Origin of the sequence: Streptosporangium sp. NPDC005286 (genome assembly GCF_040607515.1) — a bacterium.
In the GTDB taxonomy this organism is placed as follows: Bacteria; Actinomycetota; Actinomycetes; order Streptosporangiales; family Streptosporangiaceae; genus Streptosporangium.
The window spans coordinates 11,075-25,671 of record NZ_JBEXGU010000069.1 but is presented as its reverse complement, the minus strand read 5'-3'; the positions used below and the strand labels follow the sequence as shown (position 1 = coordinate 25,671).

Genomic DNA, 14,597 nt, shown 5'->3' with positions numbered 1-14,597 from the left:
GGGTTCTTGGCCTAGTAGCGGCCGAGGGTGCCGCGGTGCCGGGCGAGGTGTTCGAGCCGGTTGAACAGGACCACCCCGGCGGTGGTGATGAGCAGCGGCTGGGCCAGCAGCCACGCGAGGCCCCAGCCGGTTGGGAGGGTGGCCAGGGAGTGGCCGCCGAGCAGGATGTCGCGCATCGCCTCGATGCCGGGCGCGATGGGCACCAGCAGTCGGCTGAGGAAGGCGATCGGGTCCGGCATGGCGGCCAGGGGGACCAGTGTGCCGCCCACGATGGCGTAGACGGCCACGGACAGCTGGGTGATGATCTCGATGCGTTTGAACACCAGGGTCAGCCCGCACAAGATGAGAGCCAGCCCGCAGGTGCCCAGCACGATGGCGGCCAGCGGCACGATCACCTGCGCGTCGAAGGGCAGCCGCCCGCCCTGAGTGGTGATGGCGACGACGCCGGTGGCCAGCACGGCCAGCGCGGTGGGCAAGGCCGAGATCACGGCGGCCACCTGACGGCCGAGGATGCTCGCGGCCGAGGGCAGCGGGGTCAGGTAGGTCTGCTCCAGAACACCGGACTGGATGTCGCCCAGATAGCTCCAGAACACCCGGTTGACCTGCTCATGGATGAAGGTCAGCGCCACCATGCCGACCAGCACCGGCAGCAGCAGTTCCGCACGTAACTGCCCGCGCCCCATGAACAGCACGATGAGCAGGTAGAACAGCGGGAACGTGATCATCTGGATGAGGCTTTCGCGCCATCCGGCGGCGAGGTTGAGCAGGCCCTTGCGGACCTCGGCGGCGAATCCGCGGGCGAAGGTCATGACGACTCCTGCAGCGCTCGGCGGTGGTTGCGGACGAACAGCAGGCCGCTGACGACGGTGAGCGCGAGGGTGTGGGCGAGCAGCCAGGGCAGTGTGCCGGCGTTCCAGACCTCGGCCAGGCTCCGGCCCTCGAACAGCGTCTGGGTGATCGCCTCGATGCCCAGCGTGGTGGGCAGGACTCTGGCCAGTACGGCCAGCCAGTCCGGATAGAGGGCCAGCGGCAGGAACGAGCCGTTGAGCAGCAGTATCAGCGAGGTGAACAGCGACTGCAGGGCGCCGATCATCGGGGAGACCAGCGCGAGGGCCGCCAGCAGGAACGTGAAAGCCAGCACGTTCACCCCCAGGAGCACGGCCGGCAGGAGCGCCGCCCAGCGCAGCGGGATCGAGATCCCGGCCACTAGCATCGGGACGAGGGAGGCGACGGCCGCCACCGCCAGTCCGAACACCGAGGCGGTGATCAGCCGGCCGAGCATCGGCAGCCACGGCGGCGCCGGGGTCATCTGCGCCTGGGCGAAGGTGCCGGCGCGTTTCTCCTCGATGAGGTCGGCCACCATCACCAGGCCGGCGTACTGCAGGAACCAGTAGCCGCCGATCGCGACCAGGGTCTGCGGCAGCAGATCCTGGCGCAGCTCGCCCTGGCCCAGGACGAACTGCAGGCCGAGGTACATCATGGTGCTGATCAGCAGCGTGATGACGTGTCCGACCGGGTGGGCCAGCTGAACGCGCAGGCCCTTGCCGATCTCCGCGCCCAGGACGTTAAGCAGCATGGGACGGCTCGTTCACCAGGGTGAGGAACACATCCTCCAGATCGGGCTGCACCTGGGTCAGCGACTCCAGGACGACCCCCTGCGTGCGCAGGCGCTCGACCACGTCGTACACCTCGATCGGATCGCTCACCCGCACGCTGATCGTGGTGACGCCGTCGTGGGTGACGGCGTCGAACCCGGGTGGCGCCACTCCTTCGACGCGGATCTCGTACCTGTCGCGTTCGCGGAAGCCGGCCAGCAGCTCATGCGTGGGCAGGTCGGCCACGAGCCGCCCCTGGCGGATGACGGCCACCCGGTCACACAGCTCCTGGGCCACATCGAGCTGGTGCGTGGTGATCAGGATGGTGGTGCCGAGCTCGCGGGCCTGCTCGGTGATCCAGTTCTTGACGGTGCGGGTGGCCTCGACGTCGAGGCCGAGCGTCGGCTCGTCCAGCAGCACGATCGGCGGGGCCGCGATCAGGGCGACGGCGATCGCGACCTTCTGCTGCATGCCGCGCGAGAAGCCGCCGACCCTGTCGTCGCGCCGCTCCCACAGGCCCAGATCGGTCAGCAGACCCTTCGCACGCTCGGCGACCTGGCCCTTGCGCAAGCCCTTGAGCCGGCCGAAGTACATCAGGTTCTGCCAGGCCGACAGGCTCCAGTAGACGTTGCGCGAGCCTTCCAGCACGGCGCCGAACTGCGCCATCGCGGCCGAACGCTGGCGGGTCACGTCGAAGCCGCCCAGCCGGGCCTGTCCCGAGGTGGGGGTGAGCAGCCCGGCCAGCATCTTGATGGTGGTGGTCTTGCCGGCGCCGTTGGGTCCCAGGAAGCCGAAGACCGATCCGGCGGGGATGCGCAGCGACACCTCGTCGACCGCTCGGACCTGTGCCGACCCGTACACCTTTGTCAACGCGTCAATTTCGATCATGTCATCTCCTCATGGGGGGTCCCGGCCCCTTCCGCGGGCCGGGACGGGGGATCAGTGCTCGTCCAGGACCTCGATGTCCTCCACCGCGGCATCGCGGGTCAGTGAGAAGGCCGCGGTGGCCTCGGCGTTGCCGGGTACGGCCTGGCGGGCCGCCCGCAGGCTCGCGGCCGAATCCCAGCGCCAGATGCCCACCCACGTCTCGTCGCCGAGCCGGCCGAGGCGCGCTTCGGTGAGTCCGGGAAAGGCGGCCCGGGTGGCGGAGACCAGGGCGGCGTGCCGGGTCCGGAGTTGCTCGGCGTCGGCGGGATCGGCCTGGAAACGGGTGACGGTGATGACCGACATAACTGGACCTGCTCTCTAGAGTTGACTTCTAGTTATCGAATCTAGAGATAGACTCTAGCCATGAGTGATGTCAAGCGGATGAGCAAGCGGGCACAAAAGGCGCAGGAGACGCGTCGGCGCATCCTGCAGGCGGCACTGGAGCTGTTCGTGCAGGACGGCTACGGTGCGACGAACCTGCAGGACATCGCCGCCAAGGCCGGGGTCGCGGTGCAGACGATCTACTTCGTCTTCGGCAACAAGCGCACCCTGCTGAAGGAGCTGGTCGACGTCACCATCGCAGGCGACGACGAGCCGGTCGCCACGATGGACCGGCCGTGGTACACCGGCGCGCTGGCCGCCGTCACCGCCCAGGACATGCTGCGCGCCTACGTCGCCGGCACGACCTCGGTCCTGGAACGGGTCGCGCCGATCGGCAAGGTTTTGGAGGCGGCGGTCGCGAGCGACCCCGAGGTCGCCGCCCTATGGCCCAACGACGTCGATCCCCGACATGTCGTCCAGCAGAGAGCGGCCAAGGCGCTCGTCGGCAAACCCGGCGCGCGGGCCGAGATGTCGGTGGAAGAAGCCGCCGACCTGCTGTACGGCCTGCTCAGTCCCGAGCTGTACCTGCTGTTCGTGCACGAGCGCGGCTGGCCGCGTGAGCGCTGGGAGCGGTGGGCCTGCCAGACCCTGAGCGCCCAGCTCTGCTCAGGTTAGGGCGTCAGCCCCGGTTTCTCCAGGGCGGCCCTGAGCGCGCCGAGGAACTCCGCCGCCTCGCGGCCGTTGGCGAAGCGGTGGTCGTAGGCGAGGCCGAGGGAGATCACCTTTCTGGTGACGAAGGCGCCCTCGCGGGTCTCCACCACCTCGGGGCGCGGGGCGCCGAGGGAGAGCGCGCAGATCTGGCCGGGGAAGACGATCGGGATCGCGGTGATCACCGAGGTGTCGGTGTGCAGGGTGAGCATGATGTTGCCGCCCACCAGGTCGCGTTCCCTGAAGGTCCCGCTCAGCGCGGTCTTACGGAAGCCTGCCAGGTCGCGGGCGATCTCGTCGAGCGGGCGCCGGCCCGCGTCGCGCACCACCGGTACGTACATGCCGCCTCCGACGTCGACGGTCACCCCCACCTCCGCCGTCGTGGCGCGGCGGGCGCGGCGGCCGTCGACGGGTGTGGCGAAGAAGAGGGGGAAGCGGTCGAGCAGCCGCCCGGTCGCCTGGACGAGCAGCTCGGGCAGGCCGATGAGAGCACGTAGCCGCTTCGTCTCCGCCCGGGCGAACGGCAGCGCGTCCGTCACGTCCACCCGCATGACCGTGAAGGAGGCAGGGATCTCCCGGTGCGACCGCTCGACCACCTCGGCGGTACGCCGCTGTGCCCTGGACGGCTCGATCAGCTGGGAGTCGTCCTGGTCCGGCGGGATGAGCGGGGGAAGGGTGACGCTCACCGCGCCGCCCGTTCTGGCCCGCGAGGTGTGGAGCGGGACCAGGTCGGCCCGCCTGACCACCTTCCTGCCGAGGGCCCGGACCTGGTCCATGGAGATGCCGTACTCCTCCATGGCCCGCCGGGCGGGGGCGGTGATGACGATCTCCTCCTGCCCCGCGCCGGTCTCGGCGGGTGCGGGTGCGGGATCGTCTCCGGGGTCCTCGCCGTCGGGCGTCAGGCGGGCGATGACCTGGCCGGGAGAGCACTCGGCGCCCACCTGAAGCAGGTGCCGCAGCGTCCCGTCCCGTTCGGCGGTCAGCTCCTCGGCCGCCTTGGAGGTCTCCAGCACCGCGAGCGGCTCCCCGGCCCGTACGGCCTGGCCGTCCTTCGCCTCCCACTCCACCAGCAGGTACGAGGCGTCGTTGTTGTTGAGCTTGGGTACCCGGACCTCGGTCAAGACAGGGCCTCCGCGACGGCGTGCCGGATCCGGCCGGACTGGACGAGGATCTCGCGCTCCAGGTGGGGGGCGGCCGGGATGACGCTGTCGGCCGCGCTGATGAGGCTGATGGGGCGGCGCAGGGTGGACCAGAGCCGGGGGTGGAGCACCCGCGCCACCTCGGCGCCCCAGGTGCCGCCCTCCGAGCCGTCCTCGACGACGCACACGTGCCGGGCGCGGTCGAGCCCGGGGAGCGTGGGCAGCGGGTAGAGCCGCGCGGGAACCAGCAGCTCGCAGGCCACGTCCTCCTCCATCAGCAGGGCACGCATGGCGTCAAGCGCCCGGTGGGTCATGCCGCCGTGGACGATCAGCGTGCAGTCGGGCTCGGTCACGCCGTCCACGAAGACCCGGGCGACGCCGTCGGTCAGCTCGTAGCGGAACAGGTCGTCCACGACACCGCCCTCGTACATGCGCCGGGTGTAGAGGACCTTGTCCTCGAAGAACAGGCAGGGCTGTTCCAGGGCGAACATCAGGGCGAACAGCTCGCCCGCGTCGTGGAAGGGGGTCATCTCGAACAGCGAGAGGCCGGGCACGCCGATGAAGTGCTTCTGCGGGCTCTGGCTGTGGGTGGGGCCGTAGCCGCGGTTGCCGCCCGACGGGCAGCGGACGACCAGCGGGATGGGGACCCCCCTGCCGTACATGGAGGTGGACTTGGCGGCGAAGTTCACCAGCTGGTCGAAGGTGAGCGCGGCGAAGTCGGCGAACATGATCTCAACGATCGCGCGGTCCCCGGCCAGCGCCAGGCCCGCGCCGATCCCGGCGATCGCCCCCTCGCTCAGCGGGGTGGACCGGACGCGGTGGCCGAACCGGGTGGACAGGCCCCTGGTGACCTTGAAGGCCCCGCCGTACGGATCGCTGACGTCCTCACCGAGCAGGTGCACGCGGGGGTCGGCCTCCATCAGGTCGTGCAGTGCCCGGTTGAGGTGCTCGGAGACGCGGGTCACGGGCGCTCCCAGACCGACGGGGGACGGGCGGCGACCTCGGCGGCGATCCGCTCGACCCGCTCGCGGGCCGCCAGGTCCAGGGCGGCGAAGTGCTCGGGGAAGTCCCGCGCGTAGCGGGCGTACCAGTCGTGGCCGGCGGCCAGGGCGATCTCCTCGGGGGTGCGGGTGTCATCGCCCTTGCTGTGCGGGCCGATCCGGTGGGTGACGAACTCGACCACCAGCGGGCGCGACTCCCCGCGGACCACGCCGAGCAGGGGCGCCAGCTCGGCGCGGATCTCGCCGACCTCGGTGGAGGTCACCCGGTGGTGCGGGATGTCGAACGCGGCGGCGCGGGCCGCGATGCTCCCGGCCATCTGCGCCGACGTCGGGGTGGACTGGGCGATGCCGTTGTTCTCGACGACGACCAGCAGCGGGACCCGCCAGAGCCGCGCGATGTTGAGCGCCTCGTAGACCGCCCCCTCGCCCCAGCTGCCGTCACCGACGTAGGCGCAGGTGAGCGCGCCCGTCCCGTTGAGCTTCAGGGCCACGCCGACCGCGACGGGCAGGCTCTCGCCCTGGACGCCGGTGGACAGGAAGCGGCGGTGGTAGACGTGCTGGCTGCCACCGACCCCGGCGCAGAGCGCGCCCTCGCGACCCATGATCTCGGCGAGCAGTGCGTGCGGCTCGGCGTACCTGGCCAGGAAGTGCCCGTGGCCGCGGTGGTTGCTGAGGACGAAGTCGTCATCGCGGAGCAGCGGCGAGAGCGCGACCGGGATGTACTCCTGGCCCAGGCAGGTGTGGGTGGTCCCGCTCAGCTCACCCGCCTCGAAGAGCCTGAGCAGGGTCAGCTCGAAGTGCCGGATGAGCAGGAGGAGTTCCAGGTCCTTTCGCGGCGGTGGGGACGGCGGCTGCCGCAGGCACGGGGGGATTGGGGCGGTGACGACCACGTGTGCGCTCCTGGCATCGAACGATCTTGTGGAACACGCTCGGCCACTGGGGCGGAGGCGGCATGGGAGCGCTCCCATCCGGAGCGTAGGAGGCGCACGAATGAGAGTCAATGACTGTGCGGATGACAGATATTCAAGAAATGAAGAATAGGGGTATTCATCTGCAAAAAGGGCCTAAAAGGCGGTTTGTTTCGGTTCATGGTGCTCGAAAACAACGCTGTAACCTTGACGAATTCGGCGAGAGATCTCTAGCCTCCTCCGTGGGAGCGTTCCCACGGCGCCGTGCATCCACGCGGTGACATGAGGCGCCCGGTCGGGCGCCCCCACTCGCCCGAACGCTCACATCTTTCGGCGCCGGGGTGACTCCGCGCCGCGCAGGTCTCCGGGCCGCGCCGATCCGGCCGGCCGACATGGGATCGCACACTCGGGCGATCCCGTTCCCCGCCGCGGGGGAACGCTCACGGGTTCCTCTTCGCCAGTACGGAGGTGTCTTGACGCGAACCGGCCTCTCACCGGCCAAGAAAGCACTGCTCGCCCAGCGACTGGGCGGCCGCGTCGTCACGGCGGCGATTCCGCCGCGCCCTTCCGGAGCGGTGCCCCCGCTCTCCCCGGCGCAGGAACGGCTCTGGTTCCTGGAGCAGTACGCCCCCGCTACCTCCGCCTACACCGTGGCCTTCGCGGCCAAGCTGGAGGGGGAGATCGACGCCGAGGCACTCGCCCGAGCGCTGACCGAGGTGGCCCTTCGGCACGAGAGCCTGCGCACCCGGCTGGTCACCACCCCCGACGGCGGCCCCGCGGTCGTCGTCGACGACGCGCCCGCGGTCGTGCTGCGGACCGCCGGCGACCTCGCGGAGATCGACGAGGAGCTGGCCAGGCCCTTCGACCTCGCCGCGGGCCCGCCGCTGCGGGCGCTCCTGGTCCGGCTTGGACCGTTCGAGCACGTACTGCTGCTCACCATGCACCACGCGATGACCGACGGCTGGTCGTGCGACATCGTCATGGAGGAACTCCTCACCCTGCACGCCGCGTACCGTGCGGACCGCGACCCGGAGCTGCCGCCGGTGCCGGTGAGCTACGGCGACTACGCGCACTGGCAGCGGGAGCGCGACCACGCCGAGGAGATCCGCTACTGGCGGCGGCGTCTGGACGGGCTGCCCCCGCTGGAGCTCCCCGCCGACCGCCCGCGTCCTGCCGAGCAGAGCTGGGAGGGCGCCGCCTGTGGCGTGGCCCTGGACGCCGAGCTCAGTGCGGCGGTCGCCGCGCTGGGCCGCGCCCACGGCGCCACCCCGTACATGATCCTGCTCGCCGCCTTCGAGGTGCTGCTCTCGCGCTACTCGCGGCAGTACGACTTCGCGGTCGGCTCGCCCGTCTCCGGGCGGGACCTGCCCGAGCTGGAGCGGGTGGTCGGCGTGTTCGTCAACTCGCTGCCGATGCGCGCGGACCTGTCCGGCGACCCCACGTTCGCCGAACTGCTGGCCAGGGTCAGGGAGACGGCACTGGACGCCTACGCCCACCAGGAGCTCCCCTTCGACCGGCTCGTCAGCGAGCTGGGCGTGGAAAGGGACGTCAGCAGATCACCGGTGTTCCAGGTGATGTTCGCCCTGCAGAACTACCGCTCCAGGCCGCTGGACACCCCGGGCCTGACCATGACCCCCTACCCGGTGAAGGCCACGGCCAGCCGGTTCGACCTGGCCCTCTACCTGTTCGAGACCCCCCACGGGCTCGCCGGCCACCTCACCTACAGCACCGCGCTGTTCGACCCCGGCACCGTCGCGCGGATGGCGGCGTGCTTCGAGAACCTGATGAGGTCGATCGTCGCCGACCCCGGCGCGCCGATCTCCGAGCTTGAGATCCTCCCGCCGGACGAGCGTCGCCGGGTCCTGGCACTCGGCGAGTCCACCCCCGTGATCCCCTTCGGCACCGGGCTGCTGCACGAGGCCGTGTCCGAGCGGGCCCGGCTCACCCCGGACGCCGTCGCGGTCGTGGCGGGCGACACCTCGCTCGGCTACGCGGAGCTCCAGGGGCGGGCGGAGCGGCTCGCGCGCCTGCTGCGGCGGGCCGGCGTGGGCCGCGGCGACCGGGTCGCCGTCTTCCTGGAGCAGTCGGCGGACACGGCCGTCGCGGTGCTCGGCGTGCTCAAGGCGGGCGCCGCCTATCTCCCGCTGGAGCCCGACCATCCCGGTGACCGGATCGCCTACGTGCTCTCCGACGCCGGGGCGCGGGCGGTCGTGACCGCGTCCGACCTCCGTGACCGCCTGCCGGAGGGGCTGCCCACGGTCGAAGTCCCCGCCTCGGGCGACCCGGAAGGCGCCGAGGACTCCGACGGGCAGGACGCCGGGCCGGTGGAGAGCGGCGTGACCCCCGACGACCTGGCGTACGTCATCTACACCTCGGGGACCACCGGGCGGCCCAAGGGCGTGGCCGTGCAGCACCGGCAGGTCATGGTCTATCTCGCCGGGGTGCGGGAGCGGCTGGAGATCGAGCCGGGCGGGGTGTTCGGACTGCTCCAGTCGCTCGCCTTCGACTTCGGGGTGACGATCTTCTACCTGTGCCTGATGACCGGGGGCGCGCTGCACCTCATCCCCCCGCGCACGGCCGCACCGGAACTGGCGGCCTACTTCCGCAGGCACGGCGTCGACTATCTCAAGATCACCCCATCCCACCTGGCGGCGCTGCTCGCCGACGCGACCCCGGACGAGCTGCTCCCCGGCAGGCTGCTGATCCTCGGCGGCGAGGCGGCACCGCGCGCCTGGGCCGCGGAGCTCGCGGCGGCCGGGCGGTGCCGGGTGATCAACCACTACGGCCCCACCGAGGCCACCGTCGGTGTCACCACCTACTCCGTCGAGCCCGGCACCGCTTCCGGAGCCGTGCTGAACGGCGCCGCCCCCGCCCCCCGGGCCGCCTCGGGGGCCGCTCCGGGGGCAGGGACGGCGCTGCCCATCGGATCGCCCATGCCCGGTGCGCTGGTACACGTGCTCGACGACAACCTGCGGCCGGTCCCGGCCGGGGTTCCCGGCGAGCTCTACCTGGGCGGCGACCGCCTGGCCCGCGGCTACCTGGGCCGTCCCGGGCTGACCGCCGACCGCTTCCTGCCCGACCCGTACGGCGCCCCCGGTGCCCGGATGTACCGCAGCGGCGACCTCGGCCGCTGGCTGCCCGGCGGGGAGCTGGAGTTCCTCGGCCGGCGTGACCTGCAGGTGAAGGTCCGCGGCTACCGGGTGGAGCCGGCGGAGGTGGAGGCGGTGCTCTCCGAGCATCCGGGGGTGACGGGCGCCGTCGTGGATCTGAGAGGCGGGCGCCTGGTCGCCTACCTGGTCGGACAGGCCGGCCCGGCTGCCCCGGAGGCCGCCGAGATGCGGTCCTGGCTGGCCGAGCGGCTCCCCGACTACATGATCCCGGCCCGCTACGTGTGGCTGGACGAGCTGCCGCTGAAATCCCACGGCAAGGTCGACAGGTCGAAGCTGCCGGATCCCGCCGCCGAGGTCTCGGCCGCGGGGTTCGTGCCGCCGGAGACCGCGCTGGAGGAGACGGTCGCCGGGATCTGGGCCGAGATCCTGGAGGTGGAGCGGGTCGGCGCGCTCGACGACTTCTTCGAGCTGGGCGGCCACTCGCTGCTCGCCATGCGGGTGATCGCCCGGCTGCGCGCGCAGGTCCCCGAGCGGGCGGTGACCGTGCTGGAGCTGTTCAAGAACCGCACGGTCAGGGAACTGGCCCGGCTGCTGGAGACCGGCGGCGACGGCGGGCGAGAGCTGCTGCACCGGCTCACCCCGCCCCGCGCCGCCAAGGCCACCATGGTCTGCGTGCCGTTCGGCGGCGGCAGCGCCGTCGTCTACCAGCCGCTGGCCGACGCGCTGCCCGCCGACTGGGCGCTGTACTCGGTCGCGGTCCCGGGGCACGAGCTCGGCGAGCGGTCGCGGCCGTTCGACGAGGTCGCCCGCGAGTGTGCCGAGGAGATCCTCGCCGGGGTGCGCGGGCCGCTGGTGCTCTACGGGCACTGCGGGCTCGGCGTCATGCTGATCGTGGAGATCGCCCGGCACCTGGAGGCGGCGGGCCGCCCGGTCGACGCGATCTACCTCGGCGGCGTGTTCCCCTTCGCCCGCCCAGGGCGCGGCCTGGGCTGGCTCGGCACCCTGATGGACCGGATGACCAGCGACCAGGGCAGGATCAACGCGCTCTCCGCGGCGGGGCTCGACGTCGAGGAGTTCGAGCGTGACCAGCTCAGGCTGATCATCGAGAACCGCCGCCTGGGCACCCGCATGGCGGAGCGCTACTTCACCCGGCTGTTCGAGGAGGAGGAGACCCGGCCCTTCGCGGCACCGGTCATCGCGGTGGTGGGGGAGCGGGACCCGGCGACCGAGTTCTACCAGGAGCGCTACCGCGAGTGGCTGCGCCTGTCCGGCACCGCCGCCTGCGTGGTGCTGGACGAGGCCGGGCACTTCTTCGTGAAGTACCGGGCGCGGGAACTGGCCGACATCCTCACCGGTACCCACCTGGCCCTGGCCCGAGGACGGACCGCGCCGCTGGAGCGCACCGAGGACTCCACCTGGTGGCTCCAGGGCGTCTCCGGCGAGCCCCACCGCTCCGACTCGCCCCCCGCCCCCGCACTCGTCCCCGTGCCCGAGTCCGGCGCCGCGGAGGGCTCCGACGGCGCCATGCGGACCGGCGGCCGGGCCGACCTCCGGATAGTCGGCCCCGACGAGCCCGGCCCCGACGAGCCCGGTACCGTCACCGCCCCCGCCACCGGCGGGCCTCCGCCCGGCATGCGGCGGTTCCTGCTGGTCTCGGTGGGGCAGCTGGTCTCGATCACCGGGTCCGCGCTGACCGAGTTCGCCATCCCGATCTGGATCTACCTGACCACCGGGTCGCTGGCCAGGTTCGCGCTGTTCGCGGTGCTGGGACTGGTGCCCGGCATGCTGGTGGCGCCGCTCGCCGGAGCGATCGTGGACCGTTACGACCGGCGCAGGGTCATGCTGTGCGGGGACATCGGTGCCGGGAGCACGCAGCTCGCGCTGGGCGTGCTGCTCTGGACCGGAAATCTGCAGATCTGGCACATATATCCGTTGCTCGTCTGCCTGTCGATCGCGCTGACCTTCCAGCGGTTCGCCTACGGCTCGGCGATCCCGCAGCTGGTCCCCAAGCGGTTCCTCGGCCACGCCAACGGCGTCGTCCAGATGGCCACGGGCACCGCCCAGCTCGTCGTGCCGCTGATCGCGACCGGGCTGATGGCCACGATCGGGCTGGAGGGCATCCTCATCATCGACGTCGCCAGCTACCTGGTCGCCACGCTGGTCCTGCTGTTCGTCCGCTTCCCGACCGCCATGCCCTGGCGCCGCAGGGAGAGCGTCCTGGCCGAGATGGCGAACGGCATCCGCCACTCGTGGGGCAACCCCGGCTTCCGCGGCATGCTCGTGTTCTTCGCGGTGCTCAACGTCTTCCTGTCGCCGCTCTTCCTGATGATCTCCCCACTGGTCCTGTCGTTCGCGACGCTCGACGACGTCGGCAGGGTCGCGTTCGCGGGAGGGCTCGGGGTCTTCCTCGGCGGCCTGCTGATGACCGTCTGGGGCGGGCCCCGCAGGCGGCGCCTGTACGGGGTGCTGCTCGCCACGCTCGCCCTGGCGGTGTTCTGCGTGCTCACCGGATTCCAGCAGAACCTCGCCCTGATCGCGGTCGGCTCGTTCGGCATGTCGTTCTGCCTGACCCTGCTGAACGGCGTCTACGCCACGATCATCCAGGTCAAGGTGGCACAGCGGTTCCACGGCCGGGTCATCGCGCTCAACACCCTCGTCGCCTGGTCCACGCTGCCGATCGGCTTCGGCCTGGTCGCGCCGTACGGCAGCGCCCTGTTCGAGCCGCTGCTCGCCCCCGAAGGCCCGCTGGCCGGCACCGTCGGCCTGCTGATCGGCACCGGCGAGGGCCGCGGCATCGGTTTCATGTACGCCTGCTTCGGGCTGGCCATCGCCGTCATCGCGCTCGTCGCCATGCGCGTGCGGGTGCTGGCCCGCTTCGACGCCGACGTACCCGACGCGCTCCCCGACGACCTGGTCGGTTTCGAGGCTCTGCGGAGCCGTACCCGCAAGAAAGAGGAGGTTGGGTCATGAGTTTCCTGGTGGTGCTCAACGACGAGGAGCAGTACTCGATCTGGCCGGCGGGCAGGGAGCTGCCCGCCGGGTGGCGGGCCGAGGGTTTCGAGGGGGACAGGGAGGGCTGCCTCGCCCACATCGACGAGGTGTGGACGGACATGCGCCCGCTCAGCGCGCGGGGGGAGGTGGCATGACCGACCCACTGGCCTCCAGGATCGCCGGGATGATCTCCGTTGCCTGCGACGGGCGGCTCACCGCCGACGAGATCGTCGGCTCCGACACCTCCCTGTCCGCGCTGGGCGTCACCTCGCTGGCGCTGCTCCGGCTCATCGACGCCGTCGAGGACGAGTTCGACGTCGCCCTCGACCTCGGCGGGGGCGCCGCCTACCTCGACAGCTTCCCGCTGCTGGTCGGTTATGTGAGCGAGCGGACCTCGTGAGCCCGGAGACCGTGCCGCAGATGCTCGCGCTCCGCGCCGAGCAGGACCCCGAGCGGGAGGCGGTGATCGTCGAGGGCGTCGCGTCGATGACGTTCGGCGAGTGGGACCGGCGCTCGGACGACGTCGCGCACGGGCTGCTCGACCGCGGCGTGCGGCGGGGCGACCGGATCGGGCTGCTCTTCGGGAGCCGGGACTGGGTCGACTTCGCCGTCGCCTACTGCGCGGTCCAGAAGACCGGCGCCGTCGCCGTGCCGCTCTCCGACCGGCTCGCGCCCGCCGAGGTACGGCACATGCTGGAGCACTGCTCGGCTTCTGCCCTGCTGTGCGGGCGCGACCTCACCCCGCCGGAAGGCGACCGCTGGAGCGCGGCCGTCGGGGAGCTGGAGGGGGGGACGGCGGGACCGCCCGGGGTGCGGGTCGAGCCCGCGGACCTGGCCCAGATCCTCTACACCTCGGGCACCACGGGGCTGCCCAAGGGCGTGGGCGCCAGCCACGCCAACCTGGCCTTCGGCTGCGAGACCCGCCCCAACCGCCGCAGGTTCGGCCATTCGCGCCACCTGCTGCACGCCTTCCCGATCGGTACCAACGCCGGTCAGACGATGCTGATGAACGCGCTGGACGCCCGTCCGGCCATGCTCACCCTCGGGCGCTTCACCCCCGGCCGCCTCGCCCGGCTGATCGAGTCGCGCCGGGTCGGCACCGTGTTCGTCGTACCCGCCATGGCCATCGAGTTCCTCAACGCGGGACTGCACGAGCGCCACGACATGTCGAGCGTCCTGCTGCTCGGTTCGGCCGCCTCGGCCCTGCCGCCCGCGGTGGCCGCGCGCCTGGCCGACGCCTTCCCCAACGCGACGGTCACCAACTACTACACCTCCACCGAGGCCGCTCCCGCCCAGACCATCATGATCTTCGATCCGTCCAGGCCGGGGGCGCTGGGACGGCCCGCGTTCGGTGGGGCCCTGCGCATCACCGACGCGCACGGCGACCCGCTACCCCCGGGAGAGACCGGCGAGGTCTGGATGCGCTCACCCACCGCCACCCGCTTCTACTACCGGGACGAGCAGGCGGGCGCCGAGGCGTTCAGGGGCGGCTGGGTGCGGATGGGGGACATCGGCCGCCTGGACGCCGAGGGCTACCTCCACCTCGTCGACCGGGAGAGCGACGTGGTCAAGTCGGGCGCGTTCAAGGTCTCCACGCTCCAGGTGGAGGCGGCGCTCCACGAGCACGAGGCCGTCGCGGAGGCCGCGGTGCTCGGCGTCCCGCACCCGGTACTCGGCAGCGTGCTCGCCGCGGCGGTGGTGCTGCGGTCCGCCGGGACCTCCGGCGGGGATCTACGGGCCTTCCTGATGGACCGCCTGGCCGGGCACGAGCTCCCCGAACGGGTGCTCGTCGTCGACACCCTGCCCAGGAACCAGTCGGGAAAGGTCGTCAAAAGGGAGCTGCGGGGCCTGTTCGAGGTCGCCGCGACAGGTCAGACGGAAGGCACGTGAAAATGTC

12 protein-coding genes are annotated in these 14,597 nt (G+C 71.6%); 5 read left to right on the top strand and 7 right to left on the bottom strand.

Going from position 1 to position 14,597, the window contains the following annotated elements:
• Positions 1-11 precede the first annotated feature (11 nt).
• From ABZU75_RS24230 to ABZU75_RS24215, 4 genes are read right to left on the bottom strand one after another with little or no spacing between them, the layout of a single operon-like run.
• The gene (locus tag ABZU75_RS24230) at positions 12-809 is read right to left on the bottom strand and encodes an ABC transporter permease (protein WP_355558272.1); all 798 of its coding nucleotides are present in this window, start codon (positions 807-809) and stop codon (positions 12-14) included.
• Complete coding sequence (locus ABZU75_RS24225; RefSeq protein ID WP_350923622.1) at positions 806-1,576, bottom strand: ABC transporter permease; 771 nt, start codon at positions 1,574-1,576, stop codon at positions 806-808. The genes ABZU75_RS24230 and ABZU75_RS24225 overlap by 4 nt, the downstream gene beginning before the upstream one ends.
• Positions 1,566-2,483 (bottom strand): ABC transporter ATP-binding protein, encoded by a 918-nt coding sequence (locus ABZU75_RS24220; protein WP_355558268.1) that lies wholly within the window; start codon positions 2,481-2,483, stop codon positions 1,566-1,568. Before ABZU75_RS24220 ends, ABZU75_RS24225 begins: the two co-directional genes overlap by 11 nt.
• Before the next feature lie 51 nt (positions 2,484-2,534).
• Positions 2,535-2,825, bottom strand: a complete 291-nt coding sequence (locus ABZU75_RS24215) for an antibiotic biosynthesis monooxygenase (protein WP_355558265.1) — start codon at positions 2,823-2,825, stop codon at positions 2,535-2,537.
• A gap of 60 nt (positions 2,826-2,885) precedes the next feature.
• On the opposite strand from ABZU75_RS24215, the gene ABZU75_RS24210 reads away from it, so the two are divergent.
• Positions 2,886-3,518: a TetR family transcriptional regulator gene (locus tag ABZU75_RS24210; protein ID WP_355558262.1), complete on the top strand. Its 633-nt coding sequence runs from the start codon at positions 2,886-2,888 to the stop codon at positions 3,516-3,518.
• Here the strand turns inward: ABZU75_RS24210 and ABZU75_RS24205 are convergent.
• From ABZU75_RS24205 to ABZU75_RS24195, 3 genes are read right to left on the bottom strand one after another with little or no spacing between them, the layout of a single operon-like run.
• Entirely contained in the window at positions 3,515-4,672 is a 1,158-nt protein-coding gene (locus tag ABZU75_RS24205) for a 2-oxo acid dehydrogenase subunit E2 (RefSeq protein WP_355558259.1), read from the bottom strand. The genes ABZU75_RS24210 and ABZU75_RS24205 overlap by 4 nt on opposite strands.
• A complete protein-coding gene (locus tag ABZU75_RS24200; protein WP_355558256.1) occupies positions 4,669-5,655 on the bottom strand; it encodes a transketolase C-terminal domain-containing protein in 987 nt (328 codons plus the stop codon). The genes ABZU75_RS24205 and ABZU75_RS24200 overlap by 4 nt, the downstream gene beginning before the upstream one ends.
• Entirely contained in the window at positions 5,652-6,581 is a 930-nt protein-coding gene (locus ABZU75_RS24195) for a thiamine pyrophosphate-dependent dehydrogenase E1 component subunit alpha (RefSeq protein ID WP_355558254.1), read from the bottom strand. The genes ABZU75_RS24200 and ABZU75_RS24195 overlap by 4 nt, the downstream gene beginning before the upstream one ends.
• Positions 6,582-6,991: 410 nt before the next feature.
• Here ABZU75_RS24195 and ABZU75_RS24190 point away from each other — a divergent pair, with 410 nt between their 5' ends.
• From ABZU75_RS24190 to ABZU75_RS24175, 4 genes are read left to right on the top strand one after another with little or no spacing between them, the layout of a single operon-like run.
• A complete protein-coding gene (locus ABZU75_RS24190; RefSeq protein WP_355558251.1) occupies positions 6,992-12,679 on the top strand; it encodes an amino acid adenylation domain-containing protein in 5,688 nt (1,895 codons plus the stop codon).
• Entirely contained in the window at positions 12,676-12,855 is a 180-nt protein-coding gene (locus ABZU75_RS24185) for an MbtH family NRPS accessory protein (RefSeq protein WP_350923638.1), read from the top strand. Before ABZU75_RS24190 ends, ABZU75_RS24185 begins: the two co-directional genes overlap by 4 nt.
• Positions 12,852-13,100, top strand: coding sequence for an acyl carrier protein (locus tag ABZU75_RS24180; RefSeq protein WP_355558247.1), 249 nt, complete (start codon positions 12,852-12,854; stop codon positions 13,098-13,100). The genes ABZU75_RS24185 and ABZU75_RS24180 overlap by 4 nt, the downstream gene beginning before the upstream one ends.
• Positions 13,097-14,590 (top strand): class I adenylate-forming enzyme family protein, encoded by a 1,494-nt coding sequence (locus ABZU75_RS24175; RefSeq protein ID WP_355558244.1) that lies wholly within the window; start codon positions 13,097-13,099, stop codon positions 14,588-14,590. Before ABZU75_RS24180 ends, ABZU75_RS24175 begins: the two co-directional genes overlap by 4 nt.
• The last annotated feature ends 7 nt before the right edge of the window (positions 14,591-14,597 follow it).

Coding starts and splice junctions, on each gene's coding strand:
- ABZU75_RS24230 (WP_355558272.1), bottom strand. CDS start 809: ATGACCTTCGCCCGCGGATTCGCCGCCGAGGTCCGCAAGGGCCTGCTC.
- ABZU75_RS24225 (WP_350923622.1), bottom strand. CDS start 1,576: ATGCTGCTTAACGTCCTGGGCGCGGAGATCGGCAAGGGCCTGCGCGTT.
- ABZU75_RS24220 (WP_355558268.1), bottom strand. CDS start 2,483: ATGATCGAAATTGACGCGTTGACAAAGGTGTACGGGTCGGCACAGGTC.
- ABZU75_RS24215 (WP_355558265.1), bottom strand. CDS start 2,825: ATGTCGGTCATCACCGTCACCCGTTTCCAGGCCGATCCCGCCGACGCC.
- ABZU75_RS24210 (WP_355558262.1), top strand. CDS start 2,886: ATGAGTGATGTCAAGCGGATGAGCAAGCGGGCACAAAAGGCGCAGGAG.
- ABZU75_RS24190 (WP_355558251.1), top strand. CDS start 6,992: ATGGGATCGCACACTCGGGCGATCCCGTTCCCCGCCGCGGGGGAACGC.
- ABZU75_RS24185 (WP_350923638.1), top strand. CDS start 12,676: ATGAGTTTCCTGGTGGTGCTCAACGACGAGGAGCAGTACTCGATCTGG.
- ABZU75_RS24180 (WP_355558247.1), top strand. CDS start 12,852: ATGACCGACCCACTGGCCTCCAGGATCGCCGGGATGATCTCCGTTGCC.